The organism is Glycomyces sp. MUSA5-2 (assembly GCF_037034145.1).
GTDB classification, from domain to species: Bacteria; Actinomycetota; Actinomycetes; order Mycobacteriales; family Micromonosporaceae; genus Glycomyces; species Glycomyces artemisiae.
This window is the reverse complement of record NZ_JBAGKG010000004.1, coordinates 422,093-438,985: the sequence shown is the minus strand read 5'-3', so window position 1 is coordinate 438,985 and position 16,893 is coordinate 422,093. Positions and strand designations below refer to the sequence as shown.

The 16,893-nt window shown below is 70.8% G+C and carries 20 protein-coding genes; 15 read left to right on the top strand and 5 right to left on the bottom strand.

Annotated elements, in window-relative coordinates:
• The first annotated feature begins 43 nt into the window (after positions 1–43).
• The 5 genes from pgsA (at position 44) to pdxS (ending at position 4,217) form a co-directional block, all read left to right on the top strand.
• Positions 44–673 (top strand): phosphatidylinositol phosphate synthase, encoded by a 630-nt coding sequence (gene pgsA, locus WA640_RS15695; RefSeq protein ID WP_335988809.1) that lies wholly within the window; start codon positions 44–46, stop codon positions 671–673.
• The gene (locus WA640_RS15690; protein WP_335988808.1) at positions 666–1,550 is read left to right on the top strand and encodes a phosphatidylinositol mannoside acyltransferase; all 885 of its coding nucleotides are present in this window, start codon (positions 666–668) and stop codon (positions 1,548–1,550) included. The genes pgsA and WA640_RS15690 overlap by 8 nt, the downstream gene beginning before the upstream one ends.
• Positions 1,551–1,558: 8 nt before the next feature.
• A complete protein-coding gene (locus tag WA640_RS15685) occupies positions 1,559–2,677 on the top strand; it encodes a glycosyltransferase family 4 protein (RefSeq protein WP_442904766.1) in 1,119 nt (372 codons plus the stop codon).
• Positions 2,678–2,720: 43 nt separating this feature from the next.
• On the top strand, positions 2,721–3,200 hold the full coding sequence (locus tag WA640_RS15680; protein ID WP_106365437.1) for a hypothetical protein: 480 nt from the start codon (positions 2,721–2,723) through the stop codon (positions 3,198–3,200).
• A 96-nt stretch (positions 3,201–3,296) separates the two neighbouring features.
• Positions 3,297–4,217, top strand: coding sequence for a pyridoxal 5'-phosphate synthase lyase subunit PdxS (gene pdxS, locus WA640_RS15675; RefSeq protein WP_106365436.1), 921 nt, complete (start codon positions 3,297–3,299; stop codon positions 4,215–4,217).
• 49 nt (positions 4,218–4,266) lie between these two features.
• Here pdxS and WA640_RS15670 read toward each other — a convergent pair whose 3' ends face one another.
• On the bottom strand, positions 4,267–4,686 hold the full coding sequence (locus WA640_RS15670; protein WP_106365435.1) for an SSI family serine proteinase inhibitor: 420 nt from the start codon (positions 4,684–4,686) through the stop codon (positions 4,267–4,269).
• A gap of 60 nt (positions 4,687–4,746) precedes the next feature.
• On the opposite strand from WA640_RS15670, the gene WA640_RS15665 reads away from it, so the two are divergent.
• Positions 4,747–5,046 (top strand): hypothetical protein, encoded by a 300-nt coding sequence (locus WA640_RS15665; protein ID WP_106365434.1) that lies wholly within the window; start codon positions 4,747–4,749, stop codon positions 5,044–5,046.
• Here WA640_RS15665 and WA640_RS15660 read toward each other — a convergent pair.
• Entirely contained in the window at positions 5,043–5,657 is a 615-nt protein-coding gene (locus WA640_RS15660; RefSeq protein ID WP_335988806.1) for a hypothetical protein, read from the bottom strand. The genes WA640_RS15665 and WA640_RS15660 overlap by 4 nt on opposite strands.
• A 33-nt stretch (positions 5,658–5,690) precedes the next feature.
• The gene (locus WA640_RS15655; protein WP_106365432.1) at positions 5,691–6,101 is read right to left on the bottom strand and encodes a hypothetical protein; all 411 of its coding nucleotides are present in this window, start codon (positions 6,099–6,101) and stop codon (positions 5,691–5,693) included.
• A 177-nt stretch (positions 6,102–6,278) separates the two neighbouring features.
• On the opposite strand from WA640_RS15655, the gene pdxT reads away from it, so the two are divergent.
• Together pdxT and WA640_RS15645 are read left to right on the top strand one after the other, a co-directional pair.
• A complete protein-coding gene (gene pdxT / locus WA640_RS15650) occupies positions 6,279–6,893 on the top strand; it encodes a pyridoxal 5'-phosphate synthase glutaminase subunit PdxT (RefSeq protein ID WP_335988805.1) in 615 nt (204 codons plus the stop codon).
• 40 nt (positions 6,894–6,933) lie between these two features.
• Positions 6,934–7,695, top strand: coding sequence for a YebC/PmpR family DNA-binding transcriptional regulator (locus tag WA640_RS15645; protein WP_335988803.1), 762 nt, complete (start codon positions 6,934–6,936; stop codon positions 7,693–7,695).
• A gap of 54 nt (positions 7,696–7,749) precedes the next feature.
• On the opposite strand, the gene WA640_RS15640 is transcribed toward WA640_RS15645, so the two are convergent.
• Positions 7,750–9,000 (bottom strand): multidrug effflux MFS transporter, encoded by a 1,251-nt coding sequence (locus WA640_RS15640; protein WP_335988801.1) that lies wholly within the window; start codon positions 8,998–9,000, stop codon positions 7,750–7,752.
• Between the two features lie 282 nt (positions 9,001–9,282).
• On the opposite strand from WA640_RS15640, the gene ruvC reads away from it, so the two are divergent.
• The 6 genes from ruvC to secF all read left to right on the top strand — a co-directional run bounded on the left by ruvC (position 9,283) and on the right by secF (position 15,264).
• Positions 9,283–9,828 (top strand): crossover junction endodeoxyribonuclease RuvC, encoded by a 546-nt coding sequence (gene ruvC, locus WA640_RS15635; protein WP_106365428.1) that lies wholly within the window; start codon positions 9,283–9,285, stop codon positions 9,826–9,828.
• Complete coding sequence (gene ruvA / locus WA640_RS15630; RefSeq protein WP_335988799.1) at positions 9,825–10,424, top strand: Holliday junction branch migration protein RuvA; 600 nt, start codon at positions 9,825–9,827, stop codon at positions 10,422–10,424. The genes ruvC and ruvA overlap by 4 nt, the downstream gene beginning before the upstream one ends.
• A gap of 3 nt (positions 10,425–10,427) precedes the next feature.
• The gene (gene ruvB, locus WA640_RS15625; RefSeq protein WP_335988798.1) at positions 10,428–11,498 is read left to right on the top strand and encodes a Holliday junction branch migration DNA helicase RuvB; all 1,071 of its coding nucleotides are present in this window, start codon (positions 10,428–10,430) and stop codon (positions 11,496–11,498) included.
• Between the two features lie 67 nt (positions 11,499–11,565).
• Positions 11,566–12,042 (top strand): preprotein translocase subunit YajC, encoded by a 477-nt coding sequence (gene yajC, locus WA640_RS15620; protein ID WP_335988797.1) that lies wholly within the window; start codon positions 11,566–11,568, stop codon positions 12,040–12,042.
• A 162-nt stretch (positions 12,043–12,204) separates the two neighbouring features.
• Positions 12,205–14,043, top strand: coding sequence for a protein translocase subunit SecD (secD, locus tag WA640_RS15615; protein WP_335988796.1), 1,839 nt, complete (start codon positions 12,205–12,207; stop codon positions 14,041–14,043).
• A gap of 6 nt (positions 14,044–14,049) precedes the next feature.
• On the top strand, positions 14,050–15,264 hold the full coding sequence (gene secF, locus WA640_RS15610; protein WP_335988795.1) for a protein translocase subunit SecF: 1,215 nt from the start codon (positions 14,050–14,052) through the stop codon (positions 15,262–15,264).
• A gap of 81 nt (positions 15,265–15,345) precedes the next feature.
• Here the strand turns inward: secF and WA640_RS15605 are convergent, their stop codons facing one another.
• The gene (locus tag WA640_RS15605; RefSeq protein WP_106365423.1) at positions 15,346–15,537 is read right to left on the bottom strand and encodes a YtxH domain-containing protein; all 192 of its coding nucleotides are present in this window, start codon (positions 15,535–15,537) and stop codon (positions 15,346–15,348) included.
• Between the two features lie 167 nt (positions 15,538–15,704).
• Between WA640_RS15605 and WA640_RS15600 the strand changes: the two genes are divergently transcribed.
• Positions 15,705–16,892 (top strand): FAD-dependent monooxygenase, encoded by a 1,188-nt coding sequence (locus WA640_RS15600; protein WP_335988794.1) that lies wholly within the window; start codon positions 15,705–15,707, stop codon positions 16,890–16,892.
• Position 16,893: the final 1 nt, after the last annotated feature.

Sequence of the window (16,893 nt, the reverse complement as noted above, 5' to 3'; positions counted from 1 at the left end):
GCCCGAACACCCACTTGGGCGCTGCCGAGAAAATCAGGAGACCATGGCGAAGTTCCTTCGGACCTCCGGCCGAGCGGGCGTGCGCCGCTACGTCGACGCCGCCGCGAGGCTCCTCATCCGCGTCGGCGTGTCCGCCAACGCCGTCACCGTCGCCGGGACCGCCCTCGTGGTCGCCGCCGCCGTCCTGCTGCTGTCGCAGGGCCACCTGCTCGCCGGGCTCATCGTCGTCGGCCTGTCCGTGCTCACCGACATGCTCGACGGCGCCATCGCCCGCGTCAAGGGCACCTCCAGCCGCTTCGGCGCGCTCCTCGACTCGACGTGCGACCGCCTCGCCGACGGCGCGATCTTCGCGGGCCTCGCCTACTACCTGCTCGCCGAGGACCGCTACCTCGGCGCCGCGCTGGCGCTGACCACCGTGGTCGTCTCCCAGCTCGTGTCGTACGTGAAGGCCCGCGCCGAGAGCCTCGGCGCGGAGTGCAACGTCGGCATCGTCGAGCGCCCCGAGCGGCTCATCATCGCCGGGCTCGCGGTCCTCGTCGAGGTCTTCCGCGTCCCGTTCGCCCTGGAAGCGGGCCTGGGCCTGCTCGCGGTGCTCTCCACGGTCACCGTCGTGCAGCGGCTCGTCCACTCCCACGCGGCCCTCGCCGCGAGCGAGGAGCCCGTCGATGCCTGAGCGCCTCACCGAGCTGGCCTACCTGGCGGCCTGGCGGGGCGTGCGGCTCATGCCCGAGTCCGCCGCCTACGCCCTGAGCCGCCGCTTCGCCGACCGCGCCGCCCGCAAGAACGGCCGCGGCGTGCAGCAGCTGCGCAAGAACCTCGCCCGCGTCGTCGGCGGCGAGCCGGGCGAGGACCTGGTCCGGGACGCGATGCGCTCGTACGCCCGCTACTGGATCGAGGCGTTCCGCCTCCCGTCGATGAGCGACGAGCACCTGCTGCGCCGCTTCGAGATGAACGGCTTCGAGCCCGTCCACGAACGCGCGCAGCAAGGGCTGGGCTCGATCGTGGCCCTGCCGCACTGCGGGAACTGGGACCTCGCCGGGGCCTGGGTGCCGCGCATCTCCGGCGACCCGCTCACCACCGTCGCCGAGCGCCTCAAGCCCGAAGGGGTCTACCGGCGGTTCCTCGAATACCGCGAGTCCCTCGGCATGACGATCGTCCCGGCCTCCGGCGGCGACCGCAACCCCCAAGCGGCCCTTGGGGAAGCACTCGACGCCGGGCACGTGGTGGCCCTCGTCGCCGACCGCGACCTGGGCCGCTCGGGCACCGAGGTGAAGTTCTTCGGCGAGGCCACGACCTTCCCGTCGGGCCCGGCGCTCCTGGCGATCCGCAACCGCGTCGAGCTGTTCACCGCCGCCATCCACTACGAGGACGACCGGGCCGTCTGCCACATCTCCGGCCCCGTCGACACCGGCTCCGGGACCCTCCGCGAGCGCCTCGCCGCCACCACCCAGCGCGTCGCCGACGCGTTCGAGGAGGGCATCCGCGCCCACCCCGCCGACTGGCACATGCTCCAGCGGTTCTGGACCGCCGACTTCCCGCCGAGGCCGTGATGGGGACCCTGCGGATCGGGATCGTCAGCCCCTACTCCTTCGACGTGCCCGGCGGCGTCCAGTTCCACATCCGCGACCTCGCCGAGACCCTCATCGACGCCGGGCACGACGTGTCCGTGCTCGCGCCCGCCACCGAGACCGAGGGCCTGCCCGACTTCGTCGTCCCCGGCGGGAAGGCCGTCGCCGTCCCCTACAACGGGTCCATCGCCCGACTCGCCTTCGGCCCCCGCTCGGCGGCGCGGGTCCGCAAGTGGTGCAACGAAGGCGGCTTCGACGTCATCCACGTCCACGAGCCGCTCACCCCGAGCCTCGCGTGCCTCGCCGTCCTCAACGCCCGCTGCCCCGTCGTCGCCACGTTCCACACCGCGATGACCCGCTCCCGCATCCTCGCCGCCGGGAAGCACATGGCCCAGCTGGTCCTGGAGAACCTCTCCGCGCGCATCGCCGTCAGCCCCTACGCCAGGAAGGTCCAGGTGGAGCACCTCGGCGGCGGCGCCGTCGAGATCCCCAACGGCGTCCCCGTCGCCTTCTACCGCAAGGCCGCGCCCCTCGACGGCCTCCCCGACGGCCCCACCATCGGCTTCATGGGCCGCTTCACCGAGCCCCGCAAGGGCTTCCCGATCCTCCGCGACGCCTTCGCCGCGCTCGCCGCCGACCGCCCCGACCTCCACCTCGTCGTCGTCGGCCGCGGCGACCCCGAAGCCGCCGTCGCCGGACTCGACCCCGACATCGCCCGCCGCATCCGCTTCCTCGGCGCCGTCTCCGACGAGGAGAAGGCCTCCATGCTCGCCGGCGTCGACCTGTACGTCGCCCCCAACACCGGCGGCGAGTCCTTCGGCATGATCCTCACCGAGGCCATGGCCGCGGGCACCTGCGTGCTCGCCAGCGACATCGAGGCGTTCTCCGCGGTCCTCGACGAGGGCCGCGCGGGGGAGCTGTTCGCCGTCGGCGACGCCGCCGACCTCGCCGCGAAGGCCGCCCGCCTCCTCGACGAGCCCGGCGTCCGAGGCGCCTATGTGGAGCGCGCGAACGAATGGGTCAAGCGCTACGACTGGCCCGAGGTCGCCGCCCGGCTCCTGGAGGTCTACCGCGCCGCCATCGAAGCGGGCGTCGAGCGCCGCAGGTGATCCCGGCCCGCCCGCCAAGCCGTATGCCCGTACGATGATCCCGATGTGGTGGTTGGCCGTGCTCGTGACGATCGCGGCCGTCGCAGGAGCGTACGCGACCTGGACGGTCGCGCGGGTCGAGCGTCTCCACCGCCGCGCCCGCGCCGCCGAGACCGCGCTCCTCACCAAGCTCGACGACCGCGCCGAGACCGTCCTCCGCTTCGTCGGCAACCCCGGCTTCGAAGAGGTCGTGGCCCTCGCGCTCTCCGTCGTCGCCGTCCCCGCCGACACCCAGCGCCAGCGCGAGCTGCGCGAGTACGCCGAGAACGACCTCACCCGCGCCCTCCGCGAGCTCGCCCAGGACCCGATCTGGACCGACGACCTCGAATCCGCGAACCGCCGCGTCGCCCTCGCCCGGCAGATCCACACCGACTTCGTGCGCGACGCCGTCGCCTCCCGGTCCCTGCGCGTCGCCGTCCTGCTGCGCCTCCACCACCGGCTCCCGCGCCCCCAGTACTGGGACATCGACGACCCCGTCCAGTGACCGGTCACTCCCTCACCGGTTTGTATCAAGGGGCCTGTGAGACGGGTCGCGGCGTAGAATCGGCCAGGTCAGCACCCCTAGCCGCGATGTACCCAGATGGAGCCGGTGACCGTGTCAGAGACCCAGAAGACCGAGGCCGAGGTCGGGACCGCCCGCGTCAAGCGCGGCATGGCCGACATGCTGAAAGGCGGCGTCATCATGGACGTCGTCACCCCCGAGCAGGCCAGGATCGCCGAGGACGCCGGGGCCGTCGCGGTCATGGCCCTCGAACGCGTCCCCGCGGACATCCGCGCCGAGGGTGGCGTCTCCCGCATGTCCGACCCCGACATGATCGACGGCATCATCGAGGCCGTGTCGATCCCGGTCATGGCCAAGGCCCGCATCGGCCACTTCGTGGAGGCCCAGGTGCTGGAGTCCCTCGGCGTCGACTACGTCGACGAGTCCGAGGTCCTCACCCCCGCCGACGAGGCCAACCACATCGACAAGTGGAAGTTCAACGTGCCGTTCGTGTGCGGCGCGACGAACCTCGGCGAGGCCCTGCGCCGCATCGCCGAAGGCGCGGCCATGATCCGCTCCAAGGGCGAGGCCGGCACCGGCAACGTCGTCGAGGCCACCCGCCACATGCGCCAGATCCGCCAGGACATCGGCCGCCTCAAGACCCTCGACGAGGCCGAGCTCTTCGCCGCCGCGAAGGAGCTGCGCGCCCCCTACGAGCTCGTCGCCGAGGTCGCCAGGCTCGGGAAGCTCCCGGTCGTGCTGTTCACCGCGGGCGGCATCGCCACCCCCGCCGACGCGGCCATGATGATGCAGCTCGGCGCCGAGGGCGTCTTCGTCGGCTCCGGCATCTTCAAGTCCGGCGACCCCGCCAAGCGCGCCGCCGCGATCGTCAAGGCCACCGCCTTCCACGACGACCCGAAGATCATCGCCGAGGTCTCCCGCGGCCTGGGCGAGGCCATGGTCGGCATCAACGTCGACACCCTCTCCGAGGAGCAGAAGCTCGCCAAGCGCGGCTGGTAGGACATGCGAAAGGGCCCGGAGCGGATCGCTCCGGGCCCTTTACGCCGCATCAGCTCTCGACGATGTCGAAGACCGTCCCGCCCGTGGCGAGGACCCCTTCGCACTGGTTCCCGAACGTCTCCTCGTAGTACTTGAACTTCCCGTCCCAGAACCCGAAGCCCTTGAACGTCACCGGCGCGAACATCTTGTTGCAGATCCCGTCGGCCGCTTCGAGCGAGCCGATCTCCCCGTCGACGGCCGTCAGCTGGAGGCACGCCTCCTCGCCGCGCGAGTGGCCCTGCCCGCCGGGGCACGACAGCACCGCCCGCTCGGTCGGGCCGTCCTCGGGGGCGATCTCCAGATACAGGAAGCCGGTGTCGACGCCGCTGCCGATGCCCGGGTCCACGGGGATCGGATCGGCTTGTGCGGGAGCGGGAGTCATCACCGCGAAGGCTGCGGCGCCGAGGGCGCCGACCGCGAGTTTGCGCATGGGCAGATCCTAAGAACCGGACCGGCTCCGATCGGGCTCCGACACGCCTACGCTAGGCGCATGAACGCAACGGACCTGGACCAGTACGACACTCCCGACCTCCAGCGCCGCGCCTTCGCGCTGGCGCGCGACCGCCACGACTGGCGGTTCTTCATCGACCTGTTCCGGCACACCCCGACCGCCCTCGAAGCCGAGGACCTGGACCCCGACGTCGCCGAGATCGGCGTCGCCATCGACGACCTGGTGGGGATCTGGCGCGAGGCCACGAAGGGCGACTGGGGCGGCGCCGAACCGCTGGCCCGGGCCGCCTTCATCGACTACATCCGCGAGCACGGCAACGGCGACGACGCCGCGAACTAGTCCTCGTCGGCGCCTTCGTCGTCCTGCTGCCGCTTCCTGCGCGGCTCCGCCGCCGGGGCCGCGCTGCCGTCCATCCAGTAGCGGATGTCTGCGGAGAACAGCCACCACAGGGCCAGGATCGAGGCGAACACCCACGGGCCGACGTAGAGGCCGAAGATCGTGGACATGAACATGCCGACGATGAACAGGACCGCGGTGGCGCCGACCGCCCACCAGCGGACGGCCTTCTGCCGGGACTTGAGGCGGACCGCGCACAGCGCGGCGACGATCGCGGCCACGAGCGCGAAGCCCGCGATGACGAGGTTCGAGGCGAGGAAGTTCGTCGACTGGTAGAAGTCGTGCGCGGCCTGGGCGGTCTCGGCCGGGGTCTGGTCGAGGTCCATGTTCGAGTTCTCGTACACGTCCGTCAGCTCCGCGACCGACGCCGAGCGCAGCGAGAACGTGTAGAACGCGAGGATGTTCCCCGCGACGACGGCGCTGACGACCTCGACCCACAGGGCGATCTGGAGGCGCAGGAGCTTCTTGGGCTTCGCGTTCGGGTCGTCCCCCTCTGGCTCGGGCGCGCCCTTGCCTGGATCGCGGTCGCGGCCGAAGTTCGGTTGGGGGAGCATCTCGTGCCTCTCAGACGGGGATCGGACGTCGCCCTAGTGGTTGAACCACCGGCGGGCGAAGCGCTCGGTAAGCGTTCCCAGAATCGTAATCGGCACGATGGCGAGACCGATGCACAGCGCCCAGTACAGTCCGCTGGTGAACAGCAGCCAGCCCAGCCCGACGAGGGCGGCGGCCTGCACGAGCAGGTTCAGGAGCCACAGGATCCGCCACTGGAAGCGCATGAGCAGCGTCGAGAGCAGCAGGAACACCGCGAGCGCGCCGAGGCCGACCGCGCCGCGGTAGACGTCGTGCTCGGCGGCGGGCGGCACGAACTCCTTCGCGGAGTGGTGCAGGAGCACGATGAGGCCGCCGGCGACGAGGGCGATGGCCGCCTCCAGCCACATCGTGTTCCGCGCGGCCCGCACCGAGCGGGGCATCGGGTTGCGCTTCGAGGTCTTCGCCATTGCTTACTCCCGGGCATGAAGGGGTGCGTCACGTTCGATCGGTGACTTTAACGGATCGTCACCCAACACCCGAGTTCAGGCCGGTTTCGGTCACAGCCGCGATCTTCCAGCTAGGCGCCCCGCCGGACCGCCATTACGCTTGAACGGCCCGACGCCGCCTAGTTTTGGAGTTCTCTGATGACCGTGCCCCGGATCGGCGTGCTCGCCCTGCAAGGCGACGTGGTGGACCACATGCGCGCCTTGGAGGCCGCGGGGGCCGAGGCCGCGCCGGTGCGGCGCGCCGCCGAGCTCGACGCGGTCGACGGCCTGGTGATCCCCGGCGGGGAGTCCACCACGATGAGCAAGCTCCTCGACATCTTCGACCTGTTCGACCCGGTCAAGAAGCGCCTCGACGAGGGGATGCCCGCGTTCGGGTCGTGCGCGGGCATGATCATGCTCGCCGATGAGGTCCTCGACGGCCGCCCCGACCAGCGCTCCTTCGGGGTCATCCCGATGACCGTGCGCCGCAACGCGTTCGGACGCCAAGTGGACTCCTTCGAGACCGAGATCGGCATCGACGGGATCGACGGCGGCCCGTTCAAGGCCGTGTTCATCCGCGCGCCGTGGGTCGAGCGGACGGGCGACGGGGTGGAGGTGCTGGCCCGGGTGGACAGCGGTGAGACAGGCCTCGATGCGTCGGGCGGTAGGATCGTCGCGGTACGTGCGGGCGCCTGCCTGGCCACCTCCTTCCACCCGGAGGTGACCCCCGACGCGCGGGTGCACCAGTACTTCGTGGACATGGTCCGAGGCTGAGAGCCGGACCGGACGAGCAAGAGGAACGAGGAACGCCGGGATGAGTGGTCACTCCAAGTGGGCGACGACCAAGCACAAGAAGGCCGCGATCGACGCCAAGCGGGGCAAGATCTTCGCGAAGCTGATCAAGAACATCGAGGTCGCGGCGCGTACCGGCGGTGCCGACCCCGCGGGCAACCCGACGCTCTTCGACGCGATCCAGAAGGCCAAGAAGAGCTCGGTCCCCAATGACAACATCGACCGCGCCGTCAAGCGCGGCGGCGGGCTCGACGGCGCCGGCGTCGACTACGAGACCCTCATGTACGAGGGGTACGCCCCGGGCGGCGTCGCGGTCCTCATCGAGTGCCTCACCGACAACCGCAACCGCGCCGCGGCCGAGGTCCGCGTGGCCCTGACCCGCAACGGCGGCTCCCTGGGCGAGGCCGGCTCGGTCGGCTACATGTTCTCCCGCCGCGGCGTCATCATGGTCCCCGCCGCGGACGGCCTCACCGAGGACGACCTGCTCATGGCGGTCCTCGACGCGGGCGCCGACGAGGTCAACGGCCTCGGCGAGGACGGGTTCGAGGTCCTCTGCGAGCCCACCGACCTGGTCGCGGTCCGCACCGCCCTCCAGGACGCCGGGATCGACTACGACTCGGCCGAGGCCGGCTTCCAGGCCTCCACGAACATCGAGCTCGACGTCGAGGGCGCCCGCAAGGTCATCCGCGTGGTCGACGCTTTGGAAGACTCCGACGAGGTCCAGAACGTCTGGACGAACGCCGACATCTCCGACGAGGTCCTCGCGAAGCTCGACGAGGAGTAGACGGACACACGAAGGGGCCCGGAGCGAACGCTCCGGGCCCCTTCCGCTTGCCTCTTAGACGATCCCGGGGACAGGGTCGCGGCGGTAGACGACGATCGTCCACGCCAGCGCCGCGGCCGTCGCGACCGCGTACACGGCGATGCCGAACGTCATGCTCGCGAGGGTCACGCCGCCGACGGTGACCAGGGCCGGCAGGACGCCGCCCGCGGCCATCTGGGTCGCGCCCATGAACGCCGACGCGGTGCCCGCGATCTGCGGCGGCTGCGAGGACATCGCGGCCGCACCGGCGTTCGGGAAGACCACGCCGCAGCCGAACATCATGAGGACGATGCCTGTCGGGACCGTCCACAGGTTCGCGGCGCCCGCGAGCTGCACCACCGTCAGGAACGCGACGCCCCCGAGCGAGATCGCCATGCCGGTGATCATGCGGCTGGAGGACTTCGTCCGGTCGATGGCGAGCATGTTCGCCTGGTTGCCCGCCAGGAGCGCGAGCGTGCCGACCGCGAACAGCAGCGAGTAGAACCCGGGGGAGGCCCCGAGCTCGTTCTGCGAGATGAAGCTGAACGTCGACACGTACGTGAACAGCATCGAGAAGTTCATGAGGACCGCGATCGTGGGCGCGATGAAGTGCGCGTCGCGCACCAGCGTCGCCACGGTGGACCCGAACTCGCGCACCGTCATCGACCGGCGCTCCTCGGCCGGAAGGCTCTCGGGCAGGTACTTCCACACCAGGAACGTCGACAGCGCCGACAGCGCGGCCATGAACAGGAAGATCGTGGGCCACGGGCCGAACCTGATCAACTGCGCACCGACGATCGGGCCGAGCATCGGAGCGAGCATCGTGACGAACATCATCTTCGCCGTGAAGCGGGTCATGTCGTCCCCGGCGAAGTGGTCGCGGATGACCGCGCGGGCCACCACGACACCGGCCGCGCCGGACAGGCCCTGCACGAAGCGCAGCGCGATGAGCAGGTCGGCGCTCGTGGCGACCGCGCACAGCAGCGACACGAGCGTGAACACCGACATGCCGATGAGCAGCGGCTTGCGGCGGCCGAACCGGTCCGAGAGCGGGCCGACGACGGCCTGGCCCACGCCCATGCCGATCATCATGGCGGTCAACGTGAGCTGGATGCGGCTCTCGGGGGTGCCGAGGGCCTCGGCCATCGCGGGGAAGGCCGGGAGGTACAGGTCGATGGCGATCGGCGCGGTCGCGGACAGGGCGCCGAGCACGAACACCATGGTGGCTATGAAGCGTCGGGAGTGGCCGTCGGCGGCGACGGGCGGCATGAAGGCGGCAGCAGACACAGTTGTTCCCAACCAGTGGTTCGCAGGTGCGGAGGAAGAGGCGGCCGGGCCCGCGGTCGCCTCGTTGCGCCGATGGGTGGCGGATGCGGTGCTACCGGCCGACTACAACGAAATCACGTGACTTGCCGACCGGCAAGTGGTTTATGGGCAAGGCCACCAGTCCGATTCCCGACCATCCGGTGTCGCTCCAGGTCGTCTCGAACACCCTCCGCAGTGGCGGTTGCAAGCGGACGTCGGACCGGCCGGATAAGCTGACGCGAAGCCGAGCGACAGGAGGAACGCGTGCGCGTCATGGGGATCGACCCGGGCCTGACCCGCTGCGGCGTCGGGGTCGTCGAAGGGCGCCCCGGAGCGCCCGGCACCATGATCGCCGTCGGCGTCGTGCGCACCGATCCCGAAGCGGGCCTTGCCGACCGCCTCCTCGCCCTCGACGACGGCCTGCGCGCCCTCCTCGACGAGCACCGGCCCGAGGCGGTCGCCGTCGAGCGCGTCTTCAGCCAGCACAACGTCGCCAGCGTCATCGGCACCGCCCAGGCCTCCGGCATCGCGCTCCTCGCCGCCGCCCGCCTCGGCCTGCCCACCGCCACGTACACGCCCTCCGAAGTGAAGAACGCCGTGTGCGGCAACGGCACCGCCGACAAGCGCCAGGTCACCACCATGGTCACCCGCATCCTCCGCCTCAAGCAGGCCCCGAAGCCCGCCGACGCGGCCGACGCGCTCGCCATCGCCGTCTGCCACTTGTGGAGGGGCGGCGTCAAGTCCCGCATCGCCGAGGCCGCCGCCTCGCAGGCCGCGGCCGTCGCCGCAGCGAAGGAGCGCACCCGATGATCGCCCAGCTCACCGGCACGATCGCCGCCGTCGGCGAAGCCTACGCCGTCGTCGACGTGAACGGCGTCGGCTACGCGGTCCACGCCGGGGCCCACACCCTCGCCAACCTCAAGGTCGGCTCCGAAGCCGTCCTCGCGATCTCCACGATCGTCCGCGAGGACTCGATCACCCTGCACGGCTTCAACACCGCGGAAGAACGCGACCTGTTCGAACTCCTCCAGGGCGCCCAGAAGATCGGCCCGCGCATCGCCCGCGACGCCATCGAGGCCCTCCGGCCCGACGTCATCCGCCACGCCATCGCCACCGGCGACACCGCCACGCTCTCCCGCATCCCCGGCGTCGGCAAGAAGAGCGCCGAGCGCATCGTCCTCGACCTCGCCGACAAGATCGGCCCCGTCGACCTCCACGGCGTGCCCAAGCAGACCGGCGGCCGCCCCGGCGGCTGGCGCACCCAGGTCAGCCAGGGCCTCCAGGCCCTCGGCTGGTCCGCGAAGGAAGCGGAGACCGCCGTCGAGAAGCTCGACGCCGAAGGCGCCGACGGCCAGGACGTCCCCACCCTCCTCAAGCAGGCCATCCGACTCCTCGGGAAGCGGTAACCCATGGCAGACGAGATCGACGACATCGAGTACTCCGCCGAAGAGTGGGACCGGGCCCTCACCGCCGCCGAGGCCACCGAGCTCGAACGCAAGGCCGAAGCGGGCATCCGCCCCGGCAAGCTCGACGAGATCATCGGCCAGGGCCGCGTCCGGGAGCAGATCGGCCTCATCCTCGAAGGCGCCCGCCACCGCGGCACCCCGCCCGACCACATCCTCCTGTCGGGCCCGCCCGGCCTCGGCAAGACCACCCTCTCCATGATCATCGCCGCTGAGCTCGGCGTGAGCCTGCGCCAGACCTCCGGGCCCGCCCTCGAACGCTCCGGCGACCTCGCCGCGATCCTCACCAGCCTCGAACCCCGCGAAGTCCTCTTCATCGACGAGATCCACCGCATGGCCCGCCCCGCCGAGGAGCTCCTCTACACCGCCATGGAGGACTACCGCGTCGACGTCGTCGTCGGCAAGGGCCCCGGCGCCACCGCCATCCCCCTCGAACTCGAACCGTTCACGCTCGTCGGCGCCACCACCCGCGCCGGGCTCCTCACCGGGCCCCTCCGCGACCGCTTCGGGTTCCTCGGCCAGCTGGAGTTCTACGCCGAGGACGAGCTCGAAGCGATCGTCAACCGCTCCGCCGCCATCCTCGACGTCGGCATCACCCCCGAAGGCGCCGCCCAGATCGCCGGGCGCTCCCGCGGCACCCCCCGCATCGCCAACCGCCTCCTGCGCCGCGTCCGCGACTTCGCGCAGGTCCGCGCCGCCGGCACCATCACCGAGAAGGTCGCCGTCGACGCGCTCCACCTCTACGACGTCGACACCCTCGGCCTCGACCGCCTCGACCGCGCCGTCCTCCGCGCCCTCGTCCAGACCTTCAACGGCGGCCCCGTCGGCCCCAAGACCCTCGCCGTCGCCGTGGGGGAGCAGCCCGACACCGTCGAGGAGGTCTGCGAGCCCTTCCTCGTGCGCGCCGGGCTCGTCGCCCGCACCCCCCGCGGCCGCGTCGCCACCGACGCCGCCTGGCAGCACCTCGGCCTCCGGCCCCCGAGCGCCGACGGGCTGTTCCGCAGCGGCGACGCGTAGGGTGGGCCGTGGAGACGGGGCGACACCACGTATTGGATAGACTCCGCGCACGCCACCCTCCCAGACCGTGACCACCACGACGAAAGGCACCACCGTGCTCGCAACCGCAGACGTCCTCGCTCAGGAAAGCGCCGGCGGCTCCAACATCATGTTCCTCATCATGATCGTCGGCTTCATCGCGCTCATGTACTTCGTGATGATCCGCCCGCAGCGCAAGCGCCAGCGCGAGCAGCAGGACATGCAGTCCAACGTCCAGCCCGGTGCCCGCGTCATGACCATCGGCGGCCTCTACGGCACCGTCGTCGACTCCGACGACGAGACCATCACCATCGAGGCCAGCGACGACACCTTCCTCGTCTTCGCCCGCCAGGCCATCGCCAAGGTCGTCACCCCCGCCGAGGCCGACGCCGAGCCCGAGGCCGCCGAGACCGTCTCCGACGAGGAGGCCACCCTCTCCGACGAGGACCTGGAGAAGCTCGCGAACGGCGACGAGAAGACCGACGGCGACAAGCACTCCGGGAACCCCGACCGCAAGGAGTACTAGGCCGTGCATGCCCTTTGAGGCACCCGTCCTAGAATGAGCCCCGCCGAAGGTGCGTGTGCGAGCCCACTCCCTCCGGCCCGCGAGCGCGGGCCGGCGCCCGCCACCGTCTGCGCGGTCGCTTCGCGCCCGCCCCTGTCCGAGTTCTGAGGAAGAGACCGACCATTGGCTTCAGTAACGGGCGCTGACCGCCCACGGAAGAAGATCCAGCGCAAGCGCCTGGCAGTCGCCCCGTACTTCGTGGCCCTGCTCCTCGTGCTCGCGGTCCTGTGGGTGTCCGCGCTGGCGGGTTCCGGGTGGAAGTTCCCCACTCCGAAGCTCGGGCTCGACCTCCAGGGCGGGCTCTCCATGACGCTCACGGCGTACCAGCAGGGCAGCGACGAGCCGCCCTCGGCCGAGACGATGGAGCAGGCCCGCCAGATCATCGAGAGCCGCGTCAACTCGACCGGCGTCTCCGAGCCCGAGGTGTTCGTCGAGGGCAGCGAGAACATCGTCGTGAACGTCGCGGGCGACGACATCGACGAGCAGGCGCTCCGCGACGTCGGCGCGCCCGCGGAGCTGCGGTTCCGCATCGTCACGAACTCGACGATGGACACCTCCGCGCTGGAGGACGCCCTCGCCGAGGAGACCCCGTCCGAGGAGCCCACCGACGGCGCGTCCGAGGAGCCCACGGCCGAGTCCACCGAGACGCCGACCGCGGACGCGTCCGAGACGCCGACCGAAGAGGCCACCAGCGAGGACACGTCCGGTTCGGGCCAGGCGCCCACCAGCGACGACGCCGACGTCACGCTCGACGACGTGTGGGCGAAGGTCGGCGCCGACGCCGCCGCGACCGCGCAGGCCCTCACCGCGGCCCCCGCCGACGAGGCGACCATGGCGCTCCTGGAGCCGTTCGGCGAGCTCACCGCCGAAGAGGTCTCGCTGCTTCCCGCGAACGTGCAGTTCTTCGTCCCGCAGGTCACCTGCTCGCAGCTGGACTCCCGCCCGCCGGGCGCCGTGCAGCAGGCGGACGTCGAGGTCGTGGCGTGCTCGGCCCCCGAGCCGTACTCGCCCGACGACCCGTCGCTGAAGGTCTCCTACAAGTACCTGCTCCAGCCCGCGACCGTGCTCGGCTCGGACGTCACCTCCGCCGACGTCGGCAACGACCAGGCCAACCCGAACCGCTTCGTCGTGAACGTGGCGTTCTCCTCCGCGGGTGCCGAGAAGTGGGGCACGCTCACCACCGAGAACGTCGGCTCCCAGGTCGCGATCGTCCTCGACAACGAGGTCGTGTCGGCCCCGGAGATCCAGGAGGCGTCGAGCAACTCCACGCAGATCTCGGGCGACTTCACCGCCGACGAGGCGAACCAGCTCGCCGACCAGCTCAACTTCGGCTCGCTGCCGACGACGTTCGTGGTCGAGACCGTCAACGAGGTCACCGCGACGCTCGGCGTGGACCAGCTCGAAGCGGGCATGTACGCCATGTTCCTCGGCCTGATCCTGGTGTTCCTGTACTCGATGGTCTACTACCGGCTCATGGGCTTCGTGGTCCTCGGCTCGCTCATCGTCGCCTCCGCGGTCCTGTACCCGGCGATCGCGCTCCTGGGCTCGCAGGTGGGCCTGACGCTGACCCTCGCGGGCGTGGCGGGCTTCGTGGTCTCGATCGGCATCACCGCGGACTCGTTCATCGTGTACTTCGAGAGGATCAAGGAGGAGATGGCCGGGGGCCGCTCGGCCCGCTCGGCGATCCCGCGCGCGTGGGTCCGCGCCCGCCGCACGATCCTGTCGGCGAACGCCATCTCGATGATCTCCGCGGTCGTCCTGTACATCCTGGCGATCGGCCCGGTCCGCGCGTTCGCGTTCTCGCTCGGCATCTCCACGATCGTCGACGTCATGATCGTCTTCCTCTTCACCCACCCGATCGCCGAATGGCTCTCGCGCGGGAGGGTCCTCAACAGCCAGGCCCTCTCCGGCCTGCACACCAAGACCGCCCCGGCCACCGGCGACGCGGCCGCGAAAGGCTAAGGACCGATGAGCACCAAGCAGACCGAGAAGCGGCCGAGCGTCCTCAGCCAGCTCTACCGCGGCGAGACGAACTTCCAGTTCATCGCCAACCGCCGGAAGTTCTACCTCGCCTCCGGGATCGTCATCGCCGCCCTCGTGGTCGTCATGATCTTCAAGGGCTTCGTCCTCGGCATCGACTTCGCGGGCGGCGTCCAGTACGCCGTGCCCGCCGCGAGCACCTCCGCGTCCCTCGAAGACGTCGAGAACGCCGCGGAGGCCGCGGGCGCCGAGGTCGGCACCGGCCAGGTCGCCGGGACCGGCGACGGCCGGTCGTACATCATCCGCGTCGGCGAGCTCGAAGGCGACCAGTCCACGCAGGTCCGCGACGCGATGGCCGCCGAGGCGGGCATCGGGGCTGACTCGATCTCCGTCTCCGAGGTCTCCGCGACCTGGGGCGCGGCCGTGTCCAAGCAGGCGCTCATCGCGCTCATCGTGTTCCTGGTGCTGGTCTCGGCCTTCATCTGGATCAGGTACGAGCGGCGCATGGCCATCGCCTCGCTGGGCGCGCTCGCGCACGACATCATCATCACCGTCGGCATCTACTCGCTCGTCGGCTTCGAGATCACGCCCTCCACGATCGTCGGCCTCCTGACGATCCTCGGGTACTCGATCTACGACACCGTCGTCGTCTTCGACAAGGTCCAGGAGAACACCGCGCAGCTGCTGAAGTCGCGCAACCAGACCTTCGCCGAGGCGGTCAACGACGCGGTCAACCAGACGCTCATGCGCTCGATCAACACCTCCGTGATCGGCGTGCTGCCGGTGGCGGCGCTGCTGTTCGTCGGCGTGGGCGCGCTCGGCGTCGGCACGCTGAAGGACCTGGCGCTCGTGCTGTTCGTCGGCATGGTCGTCGGCGCGTACTCCTCGATCTTCCTGGCCGCCCCGTGGGTGGTGGACCTGGCCGAGCGCAGTGCCGCCGTCCAGCGCCACAACAAGAAGGTCTCCACGGCCCGCGGCCGCGGCGAGGACGACGCCGAGAAGGCCGAGAAGCCCGCCCGCAAGCCCGCCGCCGCGGACGACGACGAGGACGAGGACCGCCTGGAGACCGCCAAGATCGACGACCTCCCGCTGGAGCTGCTGGAGGAGCCCGTCAAGTCCGGCTCCAGCACCGTCAGGTCCGGCCCGAACCGGTCCGCGCAGTCGCGGCCGAGCAGCAACAGCAAGAAGCGCAAGCGGCGCTAAGAGGCGATACGAAAGCGGCGGGCGGACCTGGTGGTCCGCCCGCCGCTTTGCAGCTGGCTGGCTCGCTACGGGAGCCTCAGGTCACTCGGGGCCTTTGTCGCCCTTGAACTTCGAGATCAGGCCCTGGGCCTTCTCCTTGACCTGGTCGGTGACGTCGTCCAGTTTGTCGCCCACCGGCGACTCCTTGGCCTTGTTGTACAGATCTTCGGCCTTGTCCTTGGCGTCGTCGGCCATGTCGCCGGCCTTGTCCTTCATCTCGTTGAACTTGTCCACGAGAACCCCTCCCTACGTGAGTCGATCTCACTATAAGAGCGGATCCAGGAGCCCGCGGCGATTCGCCGGACAATCGCTTGCACCACCGCGTCGTACAACCGTGGTCGAATCCCGAACGCTACCCCAGGATGACGCCGCCCGCGCCGATTGCGCCCTACGCTCCCGCTATGACGAACGAACAGCACCGCAGGGCCACGACCGCGCTGGTCATCGGCGGCGGCGTCGGCGGCCCCGTCGCCGCCCTCGCCCTGCGCAAGGCCGGGATCGACGCCCAGGTCTTCGAGGCCTACCGGCCCGGCACCGGCTCCAAGGGCGGGCCCCTCGGCCTCGCCTCGAACGGCCTGAACGCCCTCAGCGTCGTGGGCGCCGACGCCGACCTGGCCGCCGCGGGCATGCCCACGCCGCGCATGGTCATCTCCTCGGGCACCGGGAAGGTCCTCGGCACCATCGACACCGACCCGTCCCTGCCCGGGCGCGTCACGCTCCCGCGCGGCCGCATCTCGGAGCTCCTCCAGGCCCGCGCCGAAGCCGACGGCGTCCCGATCACCTACGGCAAGCGCTTCGAGGGCGCCGTGGACACCGGCCGCAGCGTCATCGCCCGCTTCGACGACCGCACCACCGCCGAAGCCGACATCCTGATCGGCGCCGACGGCATCCGCTCGGCCGTCCGCGGCGTCATCGACCCGTCCGTCAAACCCCGCTACACGGGCCTGGTGGGCCTCGGCGGCTACATCGACGGCCCCGCGGGCATCGAGCCCACCGGCGGCGACTTCCGCATGATCTTCGGCCGCCGCGCCTTCTTCGGGTACCTCTCCGACGGCGCGCAGACCGGCTGGTTCGCGAACATGCCCTACCGCCGTCTGGAGGACGCCGACCTGCGGAACACCACCTTCGACCAGTGGATGGCCCGCATGAGGGCCGCCTTCGCCGACGACGCCGGACCGGCCATGACCATCCTTGACCACGTGACGCCCGACGGGTTCATCCCGCCGTCGCCGCTCGAAGACCTCCCGCACGTCCCCGTCTGGTCCAAGGGCCGCATCGTCCTCCTCGGCGACGCCGCCCACGCCACCTCGCCCTCTTCCGGCCAGGGCGCCAGCCTCGCCGCCGAGTCCGCCGTCGAACTCGCCAAGTGCCTTCGCGACCTCCCCGTCGACCAGGCCTTCCAGGCATACGAGTCCCGCCGCCGCGCCCGCGTCGAACGCGTCATCGCCGAAGCCGCCCGCACCAACCAGTCCAAGGCCGCCGGCCCCGTCGCCGCCCGCTTCCGCGACGCCTTCATGCCCTTCTTCATGTCCCGCTTCACCACCCCGGAGAAGACCGCCTGGCAGTACGCCCACACGATCGAGTGGTGAC